The sequence below is a fragment of the Streptomyces xanthochromogenes genome (genome assembly GCF_014650455.1).
In the GTDB taxonomy this organism is placed as follows: domain Bacteria; phylum Actinomycetota; class Actinomycetes; order Streptomycetales; family Streptomycetaceae; genus Streptomyces; species Streptomyces xanthochromogenes.
The window spans coordinates 302,763-324,370 of the sequence record NZ_BMUZ01000009.1 but is presented as its reverse complement, the minus strand read 5'-3'; the positions used below and the strand labels follow the sequence as shown (position 1 = coordinate 324,370).

General features: G+C 72.2%; 16 protein-coding genes. 10 read left to right on the top strand and 6 right to left on the bottom strand.

From position 1 onward, the window contains the following. Nucleotides 1-83 precede the first annotated feature (83 nt). Nucleotides 84-839 (top strand): acyltransferase, encoded by a 756-nt coding sequence (locus IE267_RS24465; RefSeq protein WP_189764726.1) that lies wholly within the window; start codon nucleotides 84-86, stop codon nucleotides 837-839. Here IE267_RS24465 and IE267_RS24460 read toward each other — a convergent pair whose 3' ends face one another. Beyond that, nucleotides 840-1,706, bottom strand: coding sequence for an EamA family transporter (locus IE267_RS24460; protein ID WP_189764725.1), 867 nt, complete (start codon nucleotides 1,704-1,706; stop codon nucleotides 840-842). It lies immediately after the preceding gene. Between the two features lie 128 nt (nucleotides 1,707-1,834). On the opposite strand from IE267_RS24460, the gene IE267_RS24455 reads away from it, so the two are divergent. The 5 genes from IE267_RS24455 to fxsT all read left to right on the top strand — a co-directional run bounded on the left by IE267_RS24455 (nucleotide 1,835) and on the right by fxsT (nucleotide 11,003). Next, entirely contained in the window at nucleotides 1,835-2,407 is a 573-nt protein-coding gene (locus tag IE267_RS24455; RefSeq protein ID WP_167155274.1) for a helix-turn-helix domain-containing protein, read from the top strand. Between the two features lie 450 nt (nucleotides 2,408-2,857). Continuing rightward, nucleotides 2,858-3,049: a hypothetical protein gene (locus IE267_RS24450; protein WP_161245620.1), complete on the top strand. Its 192-nt coding sequence runs from the start codon at nucleotides 2,858-2,860 to the stop codon at nucleotides 3,047-3,049. Between the two features lie 20 nt (nucleotides 3,050-3,069). Continuing rightward, nucleotides 3,070-5,499, top strand: coding sequence for an FxsB family cyclophane-forming radical SAM/SPASM peptide maturase (locus IE267_RS24445; RefSeq protein ID WP_189764724.1), 2,430 nt, complete (start codon nucleotides 3,070-3,072; stop codon nucleotides 5,497-5,499). Nucleotides 5,500-5,689: 190 nt separating this feature from the next. Beyond that, nucleotides 5,690-7,036, top strand: coding sequence for a TIR-like protein FxsC (locus IE267_RS24440; protein WP_229861393.1), 1,347 nt, complete (start codon nucleotides 5,690-5,692; stop codon nucleotides 7,034-7,036). Then, nucleotides 7,029-11,003 carry an FxSxx-COOH system tetratricopeptide repeat protein gene (fxsT, locus tag IE267_RS24435; RefSeq protein ID WP_167155280.1) on the top strand — a complete coding sequence of 1,325 codons (3,975 nt, stop codon included), beginning with the start codon at nucleotides 7,029-7,031 and terminating at the stop codon, nucleotides 11,001-11,003. Before IE267_RS24440 ends, fxsT begins: the two co-directional genes overlap by 8 nt. Nucleotides 11,004-11,071: 68 nt before the next feature. Here the strand turns inward: fxsT and IE267_RS24430 are convergent, their stop codons facing one another. From IE267_RS24430 to IE267_RS24420, 4 genes are all read right to left on the bottom strand, one after another. Next, on the bottom strand, nucleotides 11,072-11,935 hold the full coding sequence (locus IE267_RS24430) for an alpha/beta fold hydrolase (protein WP_189764723.1): 864 nt from the start codon (nucleotides 11,933-11,935) through the stop codon (nucleotides 11,072-11,074). 99 nt (nucleotides 11,936-12,034) lie between these two features. Further along, on the bottom strand, nucleotides 12,035-12,442 hold the full coding sequence (locus tag IE267_RS24425) for a CoA-binding protein (protein WP_161245622.1): 408 nt from the start codon (nucleotides 12,440-12,442) through the stop codon (nucleotides 12,035-12,037). A 130-nt stretch (nucleotides 12,443-12,572) separates the two neighbouring features. Next, entirely contained in the window at nucleotides 12,573-12,800 is a 228-nt protein-coding gene (locus IE267_RS40300; protein WP_308428840.1) for a hypothetical protein, read from the bottom strand. Next, on the bottom strand, nucleotides 12,797-13,525 hold the full coding sequence (locus IE267_RS24420) for a squalene/phytoene synthase family protein (RefSeq protein WP_308428839.1): 729 nt from the start codon (nucleotides 13,523-13,525) through the stop codon (nucleotides 12,797-12,799). Before IE267_RS24420 ends, IE267_RS40300 begins: the two co-directional genes overlap by 4 nt. Before the next feature lie 480 nt (nucleotides 13,526-14,005). On the opposite strand from IE267_RS24420, the gene fusA reads away from it, so the two are divergent. The 4 genes from fusA to IE267_RS24400 all read left to right on the top strand — a co-directional run bounded on the left by fusA (nucleotide 14,006) and on the right by IE267_RS24400 (nucleotide 21,135). Further along, nucleotides 14,006-16,072, top strand: a complete 2,067-nt coding sequence (gene fusA, locus IE267_RS24415; RefSeq protein ID WP_189764722.1) for an elongation factor G — start codon at nucleotides 14,006-14,008, stop codon at nucleotides 16,070-16,072. 70 nt (nucleotides 16,073-16,142) lie between these two features. Further along, a complete protein-coding gene (locus tag IE267_RS24410) occupies nucleotides 16,143-16,769 on the top strand; it encodes a YigZ family protein (protein ID WP_189764721.1) in 627 nt (208 codons plus the stop codon). A 167-nt stretch (nucleotides 16,770-16,936) separates the two neighbouring features. Continuing rightward, nucleotides 16,937-18,091: an exonuclease SbcCD subunit D gene (locus IE267_RS24405; RefSeq protein WP_189764720.1), complete on the top strand. Its 1,155-nt coding sequence runs from the start codon at nucleotides 16,937-16,939 to the stop codon at nucleotides 18,089-18,091. Beyond that, nucleotides 18,088-21,135 carry an AAA family ATPase gene (locus IE267_RS24400; protein ID WP_189764719.1) on the top strand — a complete coding sequence of 1,016 codons (3,048 nt, stop codon included), beginning with the start codon at nucleotides 18,088-18,090 and terminating at the stop codon, nucleotides 21,133-21,135. The genes IE267_RS24405 and IE267_RS24400 overlap by 4 nt, the downstream gene beginning before the upstream one ends. Here IE267_RS24400 and IE267_RS24395 read toward each other — a convergent pair. Further along, nucleotides 21,100-21,546, bottom strand: a complete 447-nt coding sequence (locus IE267_RS24395) for an Lrp/AsnC family transcriptional regulator (RefSeq protein ID WP_189764718.1) — start codon at nucleotides 21,544-21,546, stop codon at nucleotides 21,100-21,102. The two genes, IE267_RS24400 and IE267_RS24395, sit on opposite strands and share 36 nt — an antisense overlap. Nucleotides 21,547-21,608 lie beyond the last annotated feature (62 nt).

Sequence of the window (21,608 nt, the reverse complement as noted above, 5' to 3'; positions counted from 1 at the left end):
CTGGTGGCCGTGGTCCCGCGCTGAGCGGAAGATCACAGGCGTCGGCCCTGATCGCCCGGGCCGGCGATGAGTACCGTGAGCGGGTGCCCAAGAACAGAAACACGTTCTCGTCGCTGACCGCCTGGCGGCGCCGCATCGCCTCCCGGGCGGTGCACGCCGGCTGGGCCGTGGTGAGGGAGGCGGGCGCGGTCACCGCCGCGCACCCCGGGCGGCTGCGCTTCCGCCGGATCGGCGTCGGCACCCGCCTCGCCTTCCCGCAGGGCACCGTCTTCGGTGAGCCCTGGATCGAGCTGGGCGACCACTGCATCATCGGCGAACAGGTCACCCTCACCGCCGGGATGATGCCGGGCCTCGACCTCGGCGCGGAGCCCATCCTGACCCTGGGCAACGGAGTCGTACTGGGCAGGGGCAGCCACGTCATCGCCGACACGACGGTCAGCATCGGCTCGGACACGTACTGCGGCCCGTACGTCTACATCACCTCGACCAACCACAGCTACGACGATCCGCGCCAGCCCGTGGGCAAGCAGTGGCCGCGCATGGAGCCGGTGGAGATCGGCCCGGGCTGCTGGCTGGGCACCGGAGCCGTGGTGCTGCCCGGCGCCCGGCTCGGCCGGAACGTGGTCGTGGCGGCGGGTGCGGTGGTACGCGGCGAGGTGCCCGACCACGCGGTGGTGGCCGGGGCGCCGGCCCGCGTCGTACGGACCTGGGACGAGGAGAAGGGCTGGCAGCCGCCGCTGCGCACGCCCGCGCCGGTGCCGATCCCGGAGGGCGTCACCCCCGAACAGCTGCTCGCCATCGCGGAGTTGGGGCCCGAGCTGGAGCCCGAAGAGGCCTGATCAGCCGCTCGCCAGCAGGACCGTGCCGACCAGCGCGAGACCCGCGCCCGCCGCCTGTACCGCCCGCAGCCGCTCCTTGAGGACGCCGCGCGCGGCGAGCGCGGTGACCACCGGGTAGAGCGAGGCGAGCACCGCCGCGATGGTGACCGGGCCGTGCTGGGCGGCGATCGCGTACGTTCCGTTCGCGGCCACGTCGGCGAGGCCGACGAAGGCGAGCGCGGGCAGCGCGAGCCGCACCGCGCGCAGTCCGCCCTCCTCGGGCAGCGCCCGGGCACCGCGCCGCACCGAGACGAACAGGGCGGTGCCGCCGACCGCGACGTTGGTCACGCGCTGCACGAAGAGCGCGAGGAAGAGGCCGGTCACCGTGGTGGACGCCTCCGAGATGAGCGCCATGACCGCGCCGAAGCCGAAGGCCGCCAGCAGGGTGAGCAGCACGGCCCGGCGGCGCACCGCGGCGCCGCGGAACTCCGGCCCGCCCGCGAGCAGGATGCCGATCACGGCCACCGCGATCCCGGCGAACTGCAGCACCCCCGGCCGCTCGCCGAGGACGAGCCCGACCCCGACGGGCACCGTGACGCCCAGGGAGCCGAGCGGGGAGACGACGCCCATGGGGCCGAGCGCGAGGGCCTTGTAGAAGCTGAGCATGGCGACCGGTCCCACGGCTCCCGCCGCCACCGCGAACCAGAGCTGCGGGCCGGCCTCGTGCCAGCCACCGGTGGCCATCACGACCGTGCCGAGGACCACCACGGCCACCGTCTGGGAGGCGACCACGACGGTCAGGGCGGGCATCCGCCGGGTGAGCAGCCCGCCGCCGAAGTCGGCCAGACCCCACAGGAGGCTGGCGGCCAGGGCGAACAGTGCTGTCATGGCAGGCCTCGCAGTACAGTGCAGTGACACGGTAGATCAGTAGGGTGCACCACACGATAGTGCACTGTATTGAACCCTGTCATTGAATATATTGGATGGCCCTCCGGGGCCCACCTCATGGACGGAATGTGTCGGACCTCGAACTGCTGACCCAGTCACTGGCCCGCAACGTCAAGCGCTGGCGCACCGAACGCGGCTTCACCCTCGACGCGCTCGCGACCCGGGCCGGCGTCAGCCGCGGCATGCTCATCCAGATCGAGCAGGCCCGGACCAACCCCAGCGTGGGCACCGTGGTGAAGATCGGTGACGCGCTCGGCGTGAGCATCACCACGCTGCTCGACTACGAGAGCGGCCCCAAGGTGCGCATCGTCCCGCCCGACCAGGCCGTCCGGCTCTGGTCCACCGAGCGGGGGAGCTACAACACGCTCCTCGCCGGTACCGAGGCGCCGGGGCCCCTGGAGATGTGGCACTGGCACCTGATGCCGGGCGACGGCAGCAACTCCGACCCGCATCCGACGGGCACCGTCGAGCTGGTCCACGTCACCGAAGGCACGCTCACGCTCGCCGTGGACGGCGTCGACTACGTCATCCCCGCAGGCCATTCGGCCTCCTTCGAGGCCGGCGCCGCACACACGTACCGCAATGCGGGACCGGAGCCGGTGTCCATGACCATGGCCGTCTCCGTACCGTTCGAGCACTGAGGCCCGTTGGGGCAATGAGCCCCCCAACGGCCTTTCCTGCGGGGCCTGTTAGCTTTGATGGTGGACCGTGATCGGTTCGGCATCGCCTTCTGGACGATTTTGGCCTGGTGTCTGGTAATGGAGGCGTGGTCGGGTGGAGGCTGGCATCGTCGACTCTCTCGTCTCCGGGGGGCGACGAAAAGCGGAGTCCGCCCGGGACGAAACCACTCGTGCGAGTGGATTCCGCGTCAACGCCGAACCTGGGCACGGGCCAAGGCAGTTGTGGTGTCCCGGGGAGGCTGCAGTGGTCGGACCAGTCGCTCGTGGCGCATGAGCGCACATGGGCACGGCGTGCGGCCGCATTGCACGACGTACCAAAAGCCCATGCAACGTTCTCCATGAGCCTGTTTGCGCAGTGATCCGGAAAGACTCCGCTGCGAGACACGGCGCTACGATCCGAAAGGCGCTCACGTGGACGCTCTCGTCTCGGCGGCCGTACGGCCCGGCCCCGCCCTCCACAGGCCGGCCCTCCCGTGGCTCCCCCTGGTGCGGCGGGCGGCGGCGCAGGGCGCCGGCCGTGCGCCGGCGAACCTCACCCGGGTGATGGCGGCGTACGGGAGCCCCACGGTTCCCGCCGCGTCCGCCTTCCAGTCGGCGCTCTGACGGGCGGAACGACTCACCCCATGGACCGGCCGATTCCGCCTGCCCTGTCGCAATTCGTGCTGAAGGTGCACAGCCGATGCGACCTGGCGTGCGATCACTGTTACGTCTACGAACACGCGGACACCAGCTGGCGGGGCAGGCCCCGCGCCGTCTCGGAGGAGATCCTCGCCCAGGTGGCGAACCGTATCGCCGAGCACGCCCGGCGCCATCGACTCCCCACCGTCCACGTCGTGCTGCACGGCGGCGAGCCACTGCTCGCCGGCCCCGACCGACTGCGCCGGGCCGCCGAGGAACTCCGGCGGGCCCTGCACGGAGTGAGTGCCCTGGATCTGCGCATGCACACCAACGGCGTGCTGCTCGACGAGGCGTTCTGCGAACTCTTCCTGGAACTCGGCATCAAGGTCGGCGTCTCCCTCGACGGCGACAAGGTCTCCAACGACCGCCACCGCCGCTACGCGGACGGCCGCAGCAGCCATGCCAAGGTCATCCGGGCGGTCGAACTCCTCCAACGCCCGCGCTACCGGCGCCTGTTCGCCGGACTGCTCTGCACCATCGACGTCGAGAACGACCCGGTCGCGGTCTACGACGCCCTGGTGGAGCTGTCGCCCCCGCGCATCGACTTCCTTCTGCCGCACGCCACTTGGGACACGCCGCCGCCCCGCCCCGGCGGCGCGGCCACCCCCTACGCCGACTGGCTCGACGCGATCTACCGCCGCTGGGACGCGGCGGGCCGCCCCGTCCCGGTCCGCATCTTCGACTCGGTGCTGCGCACCCTGCGCGGCGAGAGCAGCCTCACCGAATCGCTGGGGCTCGCCCCCGCCGACCTGGTCGTGATCGAGACCGACGGCACCTTCGAGCAGGCGGACAGTCTCAAAACGTCCTATGACGGGGCACCGGCCACCGGCATGGACGTCTTCACGCACTCGCTCGACGACGTACTCCAGCACCCCGGCATGCTCGCCCGCCAGCAGGGCATCGAGCAGCTCTGCCGGCAGTGCCGCGACTGCCCGGTCGTCCAGTCCTGCGGCGGCGGCCTCTACGCCCATCGCTACCGCAGCGACGGCAGCGAGTTCGACAACCCCTCGGTGTTCTGCCCCGACCTGCTGTCCCTGGTCACCACCATCCGCGACCGTGAGGCGGAAGTGCCCGCGCCGAAGGCATCGTCCACCGAACTGCCTCTGGAGCAGGCCGACTTCGAGGAGCTGGCCACCGGATTCGGCGGGGCCGACACCGTGACTCGTCTCGCGGCAGCCCAGCTGGACATCAACCAGGAACTGCTCGCCGCCGTCAGCGAGCAGCGCATCGCCCTGTCCGACCGCGAAGGCGCCGCCGCCTGGGACCTGTTGACCCAGCTCGACGCGGAGGTGCCCGACGAACTCGCCGGTGTCCTCGTGCACCCCTACACCCGACCGTGGGCGCTGGGCGTGCTCGAAGGCCGGGTGGCGCCCGCCGCGGGCCTCGCCGAGATCGCGGCCGCCACCACGCTGCGAGCCCGCCTCGACCGCACGGTCACGGTGCCGCTGCGCGACGGCATGCTGCGGCTGCCCGGACTCGGCACCGTACGGCTCGACAGCTCGGCCGGCCACGCCGAAGTGACCGCGGGCGCCGAGGGGTTCACCGTGCGGGCCGGTGCGCGCGGGCTCGACATCGGATGGCACGAGGGCATGGACGGCCTGACCCCGCACTGGCACCCCGTACGCCTCTTCGCGGGCGAGGGGTGGAGCGTGGCCATCGAGGACACCGACCCGCTGCGCGACTGCCACGAATGGCCCGTCGCGGCACGGCTCGCGGCCGACGAGGCCAAGCTGTGGTCCGAGGACCTGACCGGCGCCTGGTCCCTGATCCGGCGCGAACTGCCCGCCTACGCCGACGGCGTGGCCGCGGGACTGCGGCTGATCACACCTCTGCACGCCCCGGACGGCAGCGACGTCAGCGCCGCCTGCAAGGACGCCTGGGGTGCGATCGGGGTGGCCCGTCCCGCCTCGCCCGAACAGCTCGCCCTGCTGATCGTCCACGAGTTCCAGCATGTGAAGCTCGCCGCGGTCCTCGACGCGGTCGACCTCTACGACAAGGCCGACCGCGACCGCTACTACGCCCCCTGGCGCGCCGATCCGCGCCCGATCGGTGGCTTGCTCCAGGGAACGTACGCCCACATCGCGGTGACCGACTTCTGGCGGGTGCGCCGTGAAACGGCGGGCACGGGACCCGAACGGGCTCTGGCCGAGGCGGAGTTCGCGCGCTGGCGGCAGCAGACGGCGGAGGCCGTCGACGTGCTGCTCGGCTCGGCATCCCTCACCGACCTGGGGCAACGGTTCGTCGGACGCATGGGCGAGACCGTCTCGGGGTGGCGGGGCGAGGCCGTCTCTCCGGCCGCGCTCACCGCGGCGCAGGACTCCGCCCGGCGCCATCGCGCCGCCTGGAAGGCCCGCGTCGAAGGCGGCGCCGAGTGAATTCACCTGCGAATTGAGCGAATTCTCCCTCCCATTGATTGATCCACTCACCGGGCTCCGCATGATTTCGGTCATGATCTGATCGAAACTCGGTGAGTGGATCTCCTCATGGGTTTGTTCGTTCTGTTCCGCCGGAGAATCCTCCGTTCCTACACTGAGGTCCCATCCACTTGGACCGGGGGAGACAGTGGTGCAGGGATCAGTGGGGGCCGGGGGAGACGAGCAGAAGCCATACTTCTTCCTCAGCTACGCGCACACGCCGAAGAGCGACCCCAAGGACAAGGACCCCAACCTGTGGGTCCAGCGGTTCTTCCGGGACCTCTGCGCCCATGTGATGCAGCTGACGCCCCTCCCGGCCGGCAGCGCCGGCTTCATGGATCAGCAGATGCAGCCCGGTGAGGGCTGGCAGGAACGCCTTTCGGAGGCGCTGGCCTACTGCAAGGTGTTCGTACCGCTCTATTCACCGCGCTATTTCCTCAGCGAACAGTGCGGCCGGGAGTGGTTCGCCTTCTCCAGCCGGGCCGCCTCGCAGAACACCCGCCACAGCAACAACAACAGCAACCCCGTCACCGGCATCGTGCCCGCGCTGTGGGTGCCCGTACCGACGCGGCAGCTGCCGCAGCCCGCCGAGCGGCTCCAGTTCAACCACGCCACCTTCGGTGACGAGTACGCCGACGAGGGCTTCTACGGGCTCATCAAGCTCAACTACCTGCGCGACCAGTACGAACGCGCCGTCTACCGGCTGGCCAAACGCATCGTGAACGTGGCCCAGCAGGCCCAGCTGGAGCACGGCGACCCGCACCAGGACTACGCCAAGGTGCCGCCCGCCTTCGGCCCGACCGGCGGCCCGGCCCGTGAAATGGAGGTCTCCGTCCTCGCCTGCTCGCGCTCCAGTCTCCCCACCGGACGCAGCCCGGACTGCTACGGAACCGAGGCCCTGGACTGGAACCCGTACCACCCGGCGTCCTCCAGACCGCTCGCCGACCACACCGTCGACGTCGTACGCAACCTGAACTACACCGTGCACCTCAGCGACTTCGAGGCCGAGCCGCAGCGGCTCCTCGCCTCGGGCCCGCCCGGGCCCGGTCTGCTGCTGCTCGACCGCTGGGCCCTCGACGCCCGGCGCCGCCGCGAACTCCTCGACCAGCTGGGGGCCACCCGTCGGCCCTGGATCAGCGTCATGGTCCCCGGCAACGTGGCCGACGCCGAAACCCACGCGCGCAACGAGGAGCTGTCGCAGCACACCGACGCCGCACTCGCCGCCCGGGTCGACGAGAGCGACGGACACCGCACACCGAGCGCCGGACTGCCCACACTGGAAGCCTTCAGCAAGGCGATCCCGGGGGCCGTGAAGGCGGCGGTCAAACACTACGAGGCCAACGCGCCGACCTACCCACCGCCCGGAAGCGGTGGGCCGATGCCCCGGGTCCTGCCCAGCGGCATCGGCTACGGCGCGGGTGGCCCCAGCGGCCGCGGTCAGAGCACGGACCAGGACAAGAACCACGGTGATAAGGCGGAGGGCTCATCAGATGACTGAGAACCGCAACGGGACCGTCGTCACGTTCTACTCGTACAAGGGCGGCACCGGACGGACCATGGCGCTGGCCAACTGCGCCTGGATCCTGGCGGCCAACGGGTACCGGGTGCTGGCGGTGGACTGGGACCTGGAGGCACCGGGCCTGCACCGGTTCTTCCACCCCTTCCTCGACCTCGCCGACCTGGAGGCGACCCCGGGTCTGATCAACCTGATCACCGACTACCAGGACGAGGCCCGGCGCCCCGCCGACCGCGAACCCGACTGGCACCGCGAATACGCCCGGGTGCGCCCACACGCCACCTCCCTCAACTGGAACTTCCCCCAGGGCGGCAGCCTGGACTTCCTGTCGGCCGGGCGGCGCAACCGCGACTACCCCTCCATCGTCGGCAAGATGGACTGGGACGACTTCCACGAGCGGTTCGGCGGTGGCCAGTTCTTCGACGCCATGCGCGACGACATGCAGCGCCACTACGACTACACCCTGATCGACAGCCGCACCGGACTCAGCGACATCGCCGACATCTGCACCGTCCAGATGCCCGAAGTCCTCGTCGTCTGCTTCACGTTGAGCGACCAGAGCATCGACGGCGCCTCCGCGGTGGCCCGCGACATCGAGGAGCGCTACCACGAGCGCCGCATCCGCATCCTGCCCGTCCCGATGCGCATCGACGACGGCGAGAAGGAGAAGGCGGACGCCGGACGAGCTCTGGCCCGGGAGAGCTTCCCCGGGTTCCCCAGCGGCCTGAGCCCCGAGGAACTCGGCAACTACTGGGGCACGGTGGAGGTTCCCTACCGCCCCTTCTACGCGTACGAGGAGATCCTCGCCACCTTCGGCGACGCCCCCAACGTCAGCAGCTCCATGCTCAGCGCCTGCGAACGCCTCACCTCCGTCCTCACCGGCGGACTCGTCAACTCGCTGCCGCCCATGGACGAGGCCGACCGGCTCACCCATGTCGCCGCCTACACCCGGCGCCGGCCCATGCCGCCGTCGAACCTGGTCCTCACCCATGTCGCCGAGGACCAGATGTGGGTGGACTGGCTGGTGCACGTGCTGACCGTGGCCGGCTTCCACGTCGTGCCGGTCGACGTCCGCGCGCCCCAAACCGGCACGCCCGAGATCGAGTTCACCACCGGAATCGGCTACCGCGTCATCCCGATCGTCTCGCAGGCCTACCTCAACTCCGAGCGTGCCAGAAGCTCCTGGGAGACCGGGAGCGGGCTCGACGCGGCGGGCGTGCGGCGCCACATCCTGCCCGTGCGGGTCGGCGACGTGCGGCTCAGCCCGCCGCTCAGCAACCGGGGCGTCATCGACCTGGTCCGCCTGGACGAGAACGACGCGGCGGCGGCCGTGCTCAACGCGCTCGACCGGTCCGAGGCGGTCGCGGCCTTCGCGTCGGCGCCGGCCGGGCCGCGCTACCCGGGCAGCGTGCCCAAGGTCTGGAACGTACGACCCCGGCACGCCTGGTTCACCGGACGCACCACCGTGCTGGAGAAGCTGCGCGACCAACTGCGCGGCGACAGCCGCTCCGCCCAGCGCTTCCCCCAGGTCCTGTACGGCCTCGGCGGCGTCGGCAAGACACAGGTGGCCCGGGAGTACGCGCACCGCTTCCGCGCCGACTACGACCTGGTGTGGTGGATCGAGGCGGAGCAGCCCGACCGGGTGGTGTCCTCGCTCGCCGAACTCGCCGCCGAGATGGATCTGAGGGCCGGCGACGTGGTCGCCGAGGCCGCCGCGGCCGCCCTCCAGGCGCTGCGGCGCGGCGCTCCGTACTCCCGCTGGCTGCTGATCTTCGACAATGTCGAGGACCTCGACCGGGCGCTGAAACTGCTCCCGGAGGAGATGGAGCCCATCGCGGGCGAGACCTACGGCCACATACTCGCCACCTGCCGCAACAAACCCGCCTCGACGAAGGTGGAGGGCATCGAGGTCGAGGTCTTCACCCGCGCCGAGAGCATCGAGCACCTGTGCCGCCGGGTCACCAAGCTGCCCGTCGCCGACGCCGACCGGGTCGCCGACGCGGTCGGTGACCTGCCCCTCGCGGTCGAGGTCGCCGCCGCCTGGCTCGCCGAGACCGCGACGCCGGTCGACGCGTATGTGGAACAGCTCAGGGAGCAGAGCACCAAGGTCCTCTCCCTCGGCAAGCCCGAGGACTACTCGGAGCAGATCGGCGCCACCTGGAACATCTCCATCAGCCGGCTGCGCGATGAATCCAAGGCGGCGGTACGCCTGTTGGAGCTGTGCTCGTTCTTCTCGGCCGAGCCCATCTCGATGCGGCTGATCGGCAGCGACTCGATGTTCGAGTCACTCCTGCCGTACGACCCGGATCTGCGCGAGCGGTACATGCTGGGCAAGGTCATCCAGACGCTGAACCGGTTCGCGCTCGCCAAGGTCGACCCGGCGGACAGCAGCATCCAGGTGCACCGGCTGGTCCAGGCCGCGGTGCGGGCCGGGCTCACCGAGGAAGAGGTGGACACCGCCAAGCACGAGGTGCACCGCATCCTCGCCGAGGCCCGCCCGGTGGAGGGCGTCGACCGCGACAACCCGGTCAACGACCCCAAGAGCTGGCCCAGTTTCGAACTGATCTGGCCGCACCTGAGCGCCTCCGGCATCGCGGACTGCGACGAGGAGAAGGTCCGCCAGCTGATGGTCGACCGCATCCGCTACCTGCTCAAGCGCGGCGAACTGGAGAGCGCCCGGGTGCTCGGCACCCAGCTCAACAAGGTCTGGACGCGCGAGCTCGGCGAGAACGACCTCCAGACCCTCAACATCCGCTTCGAGCTGGCCAACGCGCTGCGCGCCCAGGGCAAGTACCAGGAGGCCCGGGCGATGGACGAGGACACCCTGGCCCGGCAGATCAGCGTCCTGCACAAGGACCACCCCAACGACGACCACCCCAGCATCCTCATCACCACCGGCAGCCTCGCCGCCGACCTGCGCGCGCTCGGCCGGTTCGACGAGGCCCTCACCCGGGACCTGCGGATCTACCACGGGCTGCGCCAGATCTTCGGCGAGAACCATCCCCGTACCCTCATCGCGGCCAACAACCTCGCCATCGACTACCGGCTCAGTGGCGACAGCGAGGCGGCCCGTCGGCTGGACGAGGAGACGGTGGAGCGGCGCAGCGCCCTGCTGGGCGAGGAGCACCCCTTCACCCTCACCACCAAGGGCCACCTGGCGCGGGACCTGCGCGAGAGCGGCGAGTACGCCGCCTCCATCCAGGTACTGCGCGCGGTGGTGGCGGCGTTCGAGCGCGTCCTCAACGCGGACGTGCCCGAGGCGCTGCGCACCGCCAAGAGCCTCGCGGTGTCCCTGCGCAAGGCCGGGCACCCGCACGAGGCCAAGCGGCTCACCGAGGAAACGTACAACCGCTACCGCGGCCGGTACGGGACCAAGGCGCCGGACGCGCTCGCCTGCTGCCTGAACCTGGCCGCGGACTTCTCGGCGACCGGCGACAAGCAGGCCGCCCTCGACCTCGCCCTCCAGGCCTACGAGGGCTACCAGAGCACCCTGGGCGAGGAGCACCCCTTCACCCTGGCCTGCCGCAACAACCTGTACATCTACCAGCGGGGTCTCGGCGCCGCGGAGGAGGCGGCGCGCGGCGGCGAGGACGTGCGGGCGGCCCTGGAGGAAGTCCTCGGTTCCAGGCACCCGTTCACGCTGTGCGCGGCGATCAACCTCGCCAACGCCTACGGCGACCTCGGCCGGCCGGACCTGGCAGAGCGCTGGGAACGGACCGCGCTCAAGGGCCTGTTGGAGCGGTTCGGGCCGACGCATCCCGATGTGCTCGCCTGCCGTTCCAACCTGGCGATCACGCTGCGCGCGGCCGGCCGGGAGGAGGAGGCCCAGCGCCTGCGGGCCTCCATCCTGGAGCCGGCCGCCAAGCAACTGGGCGTGGACCACCCCATCGCCGAGGCGGCCCGCGCCTGGCGCCGGATCAACCGCGACCTGGAGCCGCAGCCGGTGTGAGACGCGGACGGGGGAGTGCCCGGGCCCAGCGGGCCCGGGCACTCCCTGTTCGCCGTGTCCTCAGTGACTCACCAAGTGGCCCAGCTCAACACACGGGTGAGCACCCGCAGCGCCCCGAAGTGGGCCGCGCCCCGCTCGACGACCAGCTGGGCGCCCGGAATGCGCTCGGCCAGCCAGCGGGTGTGCTGGACGGGCGCGAACACGTCCTGCTCGCCGTGCCACAGCAGCACCGGCGCGGTGATGTCCTCAAGCCGGAAGTCCCAGTCGGTGCTGAACGCCATCACGTCATCCACCCATCCGTCGGCCGAACTCCGCAGCCCTTCCTCGAAGTTGCGCTCCAGCATCGCCCGGATGCCGGCGTCCGCGACGATGCCCCGGTCCGGCTTGGGAAGACGGTGGCGCATGTCGTCCACCGAACGCCTCGGATCGGACCGGATGGTGATCGACCGCATCTCCAGGGCCGTCGTCAACTGGCCTTTCCCGGCAGCCGCGTTGATGTACTCGCGCACATTGGACTCGGTCATTCCCTCGAACCAGTCGAGCCCCTGCGCATCGCGCGGCGCGATACTGACCAGGCCCGCCACCCGGGCCGTTCGGTCCGGGAGCAGTGCCGCGCAGGCCAGCGCGTGCGGGGCGCCGCCGGAGCGTCCCACCACGGCGAACTCGTCGAGGTCCAGGGCGTCCGCGATGGCCTCCACATCGGCCGCGGCGTCCGCCACCCGGCGCCCCGGCAGCCGGTCCGAATCGCCGTATCCCGGCCGGTCGAACGTGATCAGACGGACCCCGAGGCGGTAGAGCACCGCACTGCGGGGGGCCGGACCGAGCCGGCTCCCCGGCGTGCCGTGCAGCAGGAACACCGGTCTGCCCTTCGGGTTCCCGTAGCTCTCAACCCCTAAGTCCCGCCCGTCCCGGGTACGAATCAGCTCCCCCAACTGGTGCCTCCCGCTAGGTCTGGTTGGCGCCAGTATGAGCGTGTGCCATTCAGTGGTACATACCCGCACTCGTCGAATGCGCGCGGGGCCCGGATCGGCTCAGCGCAGGCGGGGGATCTCGATCGCCGGGCACCGGTCCATGACCATGGCGAGCCCCGCGTCCCGGGTGCGCTCGTAGGCCGCCTCGTCGACGACCCCGAGCTGGAACCAGACGGCCTTGGCGCCGACGGCCACGGCCTGATCGGCCACGGCTCCGGCGAGCTCGCTGTTGACGAAGACGTCCACGACGTCGACGGGGAAGGGGATCGCGTCGAGGGAGGCGTAGCCCTGCTCGCCGTGCACGGTCTCCGCCTTGGGGTGGACGGGAACGATCCGCTTGCCGAACCGCTGCAGGACCTCGGCCACCCCGTAGGCGGCCCGGTTGCGGTTGTTGGAGAGCCCGACCACGGCCCAGGTGTCGCCGGTGTCGGTGAGGATCGTGCGGATGGTGTCCTGATCGGCGTACACGGGCGTCTCCTGGGGTGTCCTCGGTCGGTCCACGGTGGGTGGGGCCGCGGTCTGCGGTTGGCGCCCCGCGGCCCACGTCACTGGGGGAACACCGGCGACGTGCGACGGCATTCCTGTTCCGCGCGCGGGGTCATGGACGCGGCCGGAGCCCCGGCCGGGTGCCCCCGGCGCCCGCGCACCGCAACCGCCGGGCCCGCGCGTACTCGCGCAGCAGCACCCGTACGGCCCCCGGCGCCGAGGGGCGCGCCGGTGCCGACAGGAGCCCGGCGCCCTTGCGGGCCGCGGCCGCCGCGGTGAGCTCGTCGAACGAGATGAGCGCGCGGACCAGAGGGCGGCCCGGCGCCGGGACGATCGTCACGAGCGGCCGGCTGTCCGCGAGGGTGGCCCGGGCCTGCCCAAGGCAGTGGTGATCAGCTCACGGGTGCCGGGCAGATCGCGGGCCTGCTCCAGGTCCTCACGGGTGACCCCGTGGCGCGCCAGCGTCTCGCGGGGGATGGTGAGGCGCCCGTCGGCGAGGTCCTCCGCGAGGTCGTTGACGAAGTCGAGGCGCTGGCCGGCGTCGATGAAGGTCCGGCACGCCGCGCGGAACTCCGTACCGTCGCCGTCCGGCGCGATCAGGCAGGCGACGAGCAGGAACGCGGGCAGCGAGTAGGCGTCGATGTACGCCTGATGGTCCGCCTCCGTGGCGAACCCGGCGAAGTCCAGGTCGGCGCGGGCGGTCACCAGATACTCCTCGATGTGGCCGCGCAGTCGGGGATGCGCCACAAGGGTGTGGAGCACGGGGCGAAGCACCGGGTGGCCGGATTCGCCGGTGGCGAGAGCGGCGCGGACCTGGCGCTCCCAGGCGTCGTAGGCCGCGGCCCGCCCTTCCCTGGCGCCGCTGTCGAGCAGGTTGTCGCTGTGGTGCATGAAGGCGGTCATGGCCATCACGTGCGGGAACAGCGGCGGCGGCAAAAGGAGTCGGGCGGCCAGATAGGCGCTCCGCTTGAAACGAGCGGTCAGTTCGCGCTGGCGCGTGTAGTCGTCGCGCAGCCCGGGGTCGTGGATGCCCGCGGCGTCGAGTGCCTGGTTCCACGCGCTCATCGAAGCCTCTCCTGGGGTCTGGATACGGACCTTCAGTTGATCACGGCGGCGCGGCGGGACCGTTGCCGGCAATCCGCCGTGGCGGAACCGCTGCCGGAAAACCCGATGCCCCCACCCCGCCCCTCTCCCTACACTCGCCCTGTGCGGCGCCGACCGGGCGTGACGCCGCCCGTCGGGTGACGGGCGAACGAGCGAGGAGAAGGGGAGTCGGGACATGCGTACGCAGCACACCGCCGACTTCGCCCCTTCGAGCCGGTACGACGTGATTTTGGTGTCTCGCGTCGCACGGTGACGGCTGCGCGGCCTTCACCGCATGTCTTCGACATTCACTGACGGAACGTCAAAAATTTTGCGCCTCGGCCTTGTTGTCGTGTCACGACACGTACGCCGAGCGCCCTGACGCCGTCCCCTCATCGCGCTGTCACCTTCCCGCTGCTTCCTGAGCCCGGCTCAGCGAAGGCACTCGAAAGGCCTCCGGCCATGCGCACCAACAGGCCCAACCCCGCCGCCACTTGTCTCTCCGCCGTCCGCAACCTCGGCATCCTCGCCCACGTCGACGCGGGCAAGACGACCGTCACCGAACGGATCCTGTTCGCCACCGGCGCCGTGCACAAGCGGGGCGAGGTCCACGACGGGACGACCGTCACCGACTTCGACGCGCAGGAGCGCGACCGCGGCATCACCATCTTCGCCGCGGCCGTCAGCTGCGACTGGGACGGGCACCGCATCAACCTGATCGACACCCCGGGTCACGTCGACTTCGCCGACGAGGTCGAACGCTCCCTGCGGGTGCTCGACGGGGCGGTCGCGGTGTTCGACGCCGTCGCCGGAGTCGAGCCGCAGAGCGAATCGGTGTGGCGGCAGGCCGACCGGCACGGCGTGCCGCGCATCGCGTTCGTGAACAAGCTGGACCGGGCGGGCGCCGATCTCGACACGGCGGTCGCCTCGATCAGGGACCGGCTCGGCGCCGTCCCCCTGGTGGTGCAGCTGCCCGTCGGGCGCGAGGACGACTTCACCGGCGTCATCGACCTGGTACGGATGCGCACCCTGATGTGGCACGACGACCTCTGCACCGCCGGACCGGTCGACGCCGCGCTGCTCGACGAGGCGACGCGACGGCGCCGCCTCCTGGAGGAGACGGTCGCGGAACTCCATCCGGACGCGCTCGAAGAGTTCTGCGCGGCCTCGGCGCTCACCGAGGAGACCCTCGAACGCGCCCTGCGCGAGCTGACCTTGAAGGGGGACGCCGTGGTGGTGCTGTGCGGCTCGGCCTACCGCAACCGCGGCATCGAGCCGCTGCTCGACGCGGTGGTCGCCTATCTGCCCTCGCCCGCCGATCTGCCGCCGGTCCGCGGTGCCGGCGAGGACGCGGCAGCGGAGCGGGCGCCGGACCCGGCCGAGCCGTTCGCCGCGCTCGCCTTCAAGGTGAACGCGACCGAGCGCGGCCGCCTGACGTATCTGCGGATCTACTCGGGCACCCTGCGCAAGGGCGACTCCGTGCGTGACGCGGCGAGCGGCCGGGTCGAGCGGGTCGGCCGCATCCTGCGGGTGCAGGCAGACCGGCACGAGGAGAGGGAGGAAGCGATGGCGGGGGACATCGTCGCGGTGGTGGGCCTCAAGGCGCCGCGGCCCGGCGCGACCCTGTGCGCACCGGAAGCACCCCTGCTCCTTGAGCCGCCCTCGGTGGCCGATCCAGTGGTGTCGGTCGCGGTCGAGGCCGGGCGCGGCACCGACCCGGGACGACTCTCCGCGGCCCTGGCACGCCTCGCCGAGGAGGACCCGTCGCTCGTCGTACGGACCGATCCGGAGACCGGACAGACCGTGCTCTCGGGTCTGGGCGAGCTCCATCTGGAAGTCGCGGTGGAGAAGATCCGCCGTGACCGGGGCGTGACCGTCAACGTCGGCCGACCACAGGTCTCGTACCGCGAGACCGTGGTGCGCGGGGTGACCGGGCTCGTCTACCGGCACGTCAAACAGGACGGCGGGGCCGGGCAGTTCGCGCACGTCGTCCTCGATGTCGAGCCCATGGCGGAAGGGGGATTCGCGTTCCGTTCGACGGTGGTCGGCGGCCGGGTTCCGCAGGAGTACGCGCGGGCCGTGGAGGCCGGCTGCCGTGACGCGCTGGCCGAGGGTCCGCTCGGCGGCCATCCGGTCACCGGGTTGCGGGTCACGCTCACCGACGGGGCGACCCACTCCAAGGACTCCTCGGAGATGGCGTTCCGCGCCGCGGGCCGCTTCGCGCTCCGCGAGGCGCTGCGGGTGAGCGCGATGGGACTCCTCGAACCGGTCGCGGAGGTCACGGTGACCGTTCCCGAGGACGGCGTCGGCGGTGTCCTCGGGGACCTCGCCGCCCGGCGCGGCCAGGTGTCGGCGTCCACCGCCGGTGCCGGGTCGGCGGTGATCACGGCGACGGTCCCGCTGGCCGAGCTGTTCGGGTACGCCTCCCGACTGCGCGGCCGGACCCAGGGGCGGGGCACCTTCACCACCCGGCCCGCCCCGCTCGCGCCGGTACCGGCCGCGGTGGCCGACGTGCTCCTGGCGCGCTGACCGCCGCCGCCCGCCCCGCCCCGGTCCGCCGGGGCGGGGCGGGGCGGGCGCGGGCGCATAGGGTGGTCGGATGCAGGAGCAGTACCGGACCGTCGCCCGAGAGGGCGTGCACGAGAGCGAGATCAACAGGTCGCGCTTCCTCTGCGCGCTCGCGCCCGCCGCCACCGAACAGGAGGCGCAGGACTTCGTCGCCCGCGTCCGCAAGGAACACCCGACGGCCAGCCACAACTGCTTCGCGTACGTCATCGGAGCCGACGCCTCCGTGCAGAAGGCGAGCGACGACGGCGAGCCCGGCGGCACCGCCGGAGTGCCCATGCTCCAGATGCTGACCCGGCGCGAAGTGCGCTATGCCGTCGCCGTCGTCACCCGTTACTACGGCGGGGTCAAGCTGGGTGCGGGCGGTCTGATCAGGGCGTACGGCGGTGTGGTTGGTGAGGCCCTGGACGAGATCGGCACGGTCGTGCGCCGGAAGTACCGCCTCGCCACGGTCACCGTCGACCACCAGCGCGCGGGCAAGCTGGAGAACGACCTGCGGGCGACGGGGCGCGCGGTGCGCGAGGTGCGGTACGCCGAGTCCGTGACCATCGGCCTCGGTCTGCCCGAGGCGGACGTCGATGCCTTCCGCTCCTGGCTCGCCGACGCGACCGCCGGCACGGCGACCCTGGAGCTCGGCGGCGAGGCGTACGGGGACGCGTGAGGTGTGGAGCACGAATCCCGGTGCGTCCGCCACGCCCGGAATCGGCACGGGGCGCCCCCGGAAAGCGACTCAAGGGACAAAGGGGGTGGGTGTGTGAGGTCTTCGGAACGGAACGATGTCTCCGTTGCCGCCCGGGCTGTCGTACCCCACCGTTACCCTCGAGGATCATGAGATTCCTGCACACCTCGGACTGGCACCTGGGCCGGTCCTTCCACCGGGTCGACCTGCTCGGTGCCCAGGCCGCGTTCGTCGACCACGTGGTGGCGACGGTGCGCGACCGGGGTGTGGACGCGGTTCTGGTGGCGGGGGACGTGTACGACCGCGCGGTGCCCCCGCTCGCCGCCGTCGACCTCTTCGACCGGGCGCTGCACCGCCTCGCCGACCTCGGGGTGCCGACCGTGATGATCTCCGGCAACCACGACTCGGCGCGCCGGCTCGGCGTCGGGGCCGGTCTGATCGAGCGGGCGGGCATCCACTTGCGCACCGACCCGGCGGGCTGCGGCACCCCCGTCATGATCGGTGACGTCGCCTGCTACGGGCTTCCCTATCTGGAGCCCGCCCTGGTCCGCGACGAACTGGCCGCGCCGAAGGCCGGCCACGAGGCCGTGCTCGCCGCGGCCATGGAGCGCGTGCGGGCCGACCTCGCGACCCGCCCCGCAGGCACCCGCTCCGTCGTCCTCGCGCACGCCTTCGTCGCCGGTGGCGAGCCGAGCGACAGTGAGCGGGACATCACCGTGGGCGGAGTGGCCGCCGTGCCCGCGGGCGTCTTCGACGGCGTGGACTACGTGGCCCTCGGCCACCTGCACGGCAGCCAGACGATCACCGAGCGGGTGCGCTACTCGGGCTCGCCGCTCGCCTACTCCTTCTCCGAGGCCACGCACCGCAAGTCGATGTGGCTGGTCGACCTCGCCGCCGACGGCGCCGTCGCGGCCGAGCGGATCGACTGCCCGGTGCCCCGCCCGCTCGCCCGCGTCCGCGGCCGCCTCGACGAGCTCATCGAGGACCCGGCCCTGGCCCGGCACGAACAGTCCTGGGTGGAGGCCACGTTGACCGACGCGGTGCGCCCGGCCGACGCCATGGCCCGGATCGCCGCACGCTTCCCGGGCACCCTCAGCCTCGTCTTCGACCCGGAGCGGGCGGACGGCGACCCCCACGCCTCGTACGCGCAACGGCTCAGCGGCCGCAGCGACCAGCAGATCGCGGAGGACTTCGTGGCCCACGTACGCGGCGGCAGCGGCCCCGACGACCGCGAACGGACCGTCCTGCAAGGGGCGTTCGACGCCGTGCGGGTGGACGACAGGGTGCACGAGGTGGCCAGGTGAGACTGCACCGCATGCGCGTCACCGCCTTCGGCCCCTTCGCGGGCGGCCAGGAGGTCGACTTCGACGCGCTGTCCACGGCGGGGCTCTTCCTGCTGCACGGCCCGACGGGCGCCGGCAAGACCTCGGTGCTCGACGCGGTCTGCTTCGCCCTGTACGGAGCCGTGCCCGGCGCCCGCCAGAGCCCTGGCACACCGCTGCGCAGCGACCATGCCGCGCCGGACGTCTTCACCGAGGTGCTGCTCGAACTGACCGTCGGCGGGCGGCGGTTGGAGGTCACCCGCCGCCCGCAGCAGGACCGGCCCAAGAAGCGCGGCAGTGGCTTCACCACCGAGAAGGCGCAGACCTGGCTGCGCGAGTACGACCCGGCCGAGGGAGCCTGGCGGGCGCTCAGCCGCTCGCACCAGGAGATCGGCGAGGAGCTCGGCCGGCTCCTCGGGATGAGCCGGGAGCAGTTCTGCCAGGTCGTCCTGCTGCCGCAGGGCGAGTTCGCCAAGTTCCTCAGGTCGGATGCCGAGGCGCGCGGCAAGCTGCTCGGCAGGCTCTTCGACACCCGGCGGTTCGCCGCCGTGGAGGACCGCCTCGCAGAGCTGCGCAGGACCGCGGAACGCCAGGTCAAGGAGGGCGACGAGCGGCTGCTCGCGCTCGCCCAGCGGATGGCGCAGGCCGCGGGCGGCGGCGCGGAGGCACGCGCCTGGCCGCTGCCCGACGCACGGCCCGGCGACCCGGGACTCGCCTCCGCGGTCCTGCAGTGGGCGGCCGTCGCGCGCAGCGCGGCACACGAACGCCTCGACATCGCCTCGGCCGCGGTCGCCGCCGCCGAGAGCAGGCAGGCGTCCGCCCGCCGCCTCGCCGAAGAGGCCCGGCAGCTGGCCGAACTCCAGGCGCGGTACGCCGAAGCGCGCGCCGGCGCCGAGGAGTTGGCCGCTGGCCAACCCGAGCAGGAGGAACTGAAGGCCCGCCTGGAGACGGCCCGCAAGGCCGAACGGGTCGCGCCCGCCCTGGAGTGGCGGGAGCAGGCCCAACGGGCCCACCGCACCGCGACCGCCGAACGGGACCGTTCGCGCGAGCGGCTGCACCCGGACCTGGCGGACGCCGGAGCCGATCAACTCGCCGCCCTGGAGCGGCGGATGCGCCAGGACCTCGGCGCGCTGGAATCAGCCCGCCGGGCCGAGCGCCGCAGCACCGAGATCGACGAGGAGCGCTCCCGCCTGGACCGGCAGTCCCGCGCCGACGAGGACGTCCTCACCGACACCGCGGCCTGGCTCGCGGGCTGGGAGACCGCAAGGCTCGGCCACCAGACCCGGATCGACAATGCTCACGAAGCGGCGACCCGCGCGGAACACCTGGCCGGACAACTGGAGCCGGCCCGGCGCCGCCTCGCGGCCGCCCGCGAACGCGACGCGCTGGAGGCCCGCCTGGGCGAGGCCGCGCGTCGGCACGAGGACGCCCGCGCGGCCGCCAACGCCGCGCACGAGCGGTGGCTGACGCTGCGCGAGGAGCGGCTGCGCGGCATCGCGGCCGAGCTGGCGGCCCGTCTCCAGGACGGCGAGCCCTGTACGGTGTGCGGCTCGGCGGAGCACCCCGCGCCCGCGCGCCCCGGCACCGGGCAGGTCGACCGCGCCACCGAGGACGCCGCGCAGCAGGCCCACCGACGGGCGGAGAGCCTCCGGACCGAGGCGGAGGCAGCCCTCTCCTCGGTGCGGGAGGACATCGCGGGCGCCCGCGCCGAGGCGGGTACCGCGAGCGTGGCCGAACTGGCGGACGCCGCAAACGAGTTGGAGAACGAACACCGTGCGGCGCGGGACGCGGCGGGAGGGCTGCACGAGGCCCGGCTCGCGCTCGCCTCGGCCGAGCGGGAGTACGAGCAGCGCCTCGCGGCCCAGCGCGCAGCCCAGCAGAAGATCGCTGCCCGCACCGCGAGCCGCGAGGCCCTCGACCGTGAACAGGCAGCGCTGGAGAGCGAGTTGAGCGAGGTGCGGGCGGGCGCGGCCAGCGTCGCGGAACAGGCCGGTCTGCTCGAACACCGCGCCGCCATCCTCGCCGAGGCCGCGGAGGCGGTCCGCGCCGTCGAGGACAGTGCCGCGCGGCTCAAGGAGGCCGACGGGCGGCTCTCGGAAGCGGCGTTCCGGGCCGGCTTCGACACCCCCGCCGCGGCGTCGGCCGCCCAGGTCGACGAGCGCGGCCAGCGGGACATCCAGCACCGGCTCGACGCCTGGCAGCAGCGGAAGGCGACCATCGGCGCACGCCTCGCCGAACCGGAGACGGCCGCCGCGGGCCGGGCCGCACCGGCCCGCACCGAGGAGACGGCGCACGCTTCCGCCGCGGCCGAACGCGCGCTGCGGGACGCGGCGTCCGCCCTCGCGGCGGCCCGGGCCCGCTGTGCGGAACTGCGCGCACTGAGCGTCCGGGCCGCCGAGGAGACCCGGGCGCTCGGTCCGCTGCGCGAGGAGTACGAGCGGGTGGCGTCCTTGGCCGGGCTCACCGCGGGCACCTCCGCCGACAACGAGCGCAAGATGCGCCTGGAGTCGTATGTCCTCGCCGCCCGTCTGGAGCAGGTGGCGGCCGCGGCCACCGCCAGGCTCCAGCGCATGTCGGGCGGCCGCTACACCCTGGTCCACTCCGACGTCCGGGGCGGCAGGGGCCGCTCGGGCCTTGGCCTGCACGTGGTGGACGCCTGGACCGGCCGGGAGCGGGACACGGCGACACTGTCCGGCGGGGAGACGTTCTTCGCCTCCCTCGCCCTGGCCCTCGGCCTCGCCGACGTCGTCACGGACGAGGCGGGCGGCGCGCGCCTGGACACCCTGTTCATCGACGAGGGCTTCGGCAGCCTCGACGACCAGACCTTGGACGAGGTCCTCGACGTACTGGACTCGCTGCGCGAACGCGACCGCAGCGTGGGCATCGTGAGCCATGTGGGAGATCTGCGCCGGCGCATCCCCGCCCAGCTGGAAGTGGTGAAGGACCGCGCGGGGTCGTCGGTGCGGCTGCGCGGGATCGACGGGGCCGGCTCAATGGCCGATCGCGCGCCGGGGCAGAGGGGATGAATAGACCACACTCGTCGTGACGGACCCCAGCGTGCCGATCCGCCCGGAGATCTCCTCCAGGTGGCTCATCGAGCGGGCGTTGACCTTGATGACGAAGCAGTCGTCACCCGTGACGTGGTGGGCCTCCATGATCTCCGGAGTCGCCTCCACGAGATCGTGGAACGGCTTGTAGTTCCCGTTGGGGTAGCGCAGCCGCACGAAGGCGAGGATCGGGCGGCCCAGGCGTTCCTGGTCGACGACCGCGGTGTAGCCCGCGATCACCGCGGCCTCTTCGAGGCGCCGCACCCGTTCGGTGACGGCGCTGGCCGACATCGAGACGGTCCGGGCCAGCTCGGCGAAGGTGGCCCGGCCCTGCTCCTGCAGGGCTTCCAATATGCGCCAGTCGGTGGCGTCCGGGGAATACGCGTTCATGTCGCCCACACAACCGTGAAATCCCCGGCGGATCAAGGGTTGCCCCGAGGATCGTTCCTTCC

Coding starts and splice junctions, on each gene's coding strand:
- IE267_RS24460 (WP_189764725.1), bottom strand. CDS start 1,706: ATGACAGCACTGTTCGCCCTGGCCGCCAGCCTCCTGTGGGGTCTGGCC.
- IE267_RS24445 (WP_189764724.1), top strand. CDS start 3,070: ATGGACCGGCCGATTCCGCCTGCCCTGTCGCAATTCGTGCTGAAGGTG.
- fxsT (WP_167155280.1), top strand. CDS start 7,029: ATGACTGAGAACCGCAACGGGACCGTCGTCACGTTCTACTCGTACAAG.
- IE267_RS24420 (WP_308428839.1), bottom strand. CDS start 13,525: ATGAGCGCGTGGAACCAGGCACTCGACGCCGCGGGCATCCACGACCCC.
- fusA (WP_189764722.1), top strand. CDS start 14,006: ATGCGCACCAACAGGCCCAACCCCGCCGCCACTTGTCTCTCCGCCGTC.
- IE267_RS24410 (WP_189764721.1), top strand. CDS start 16,143: ATGCAGGAGCAGTACCGGACCGTCGCCCGAGAGGGCGTGCACGAGAGC.
- IE267_RS24405 (WP_189764720.1), top strand. CDS start 16,937: ATGAGATTCCTGCACACCTCGGACTGGCACCTGGGCCGGTCCTTCCAC.
- IE267_RS24395 (WP_189764718.1), bottom strand. CDS start 21,546: ATGAACGCGTATTCCCCGGACGCCACCGACTGGCGCATATTGGAAGCC.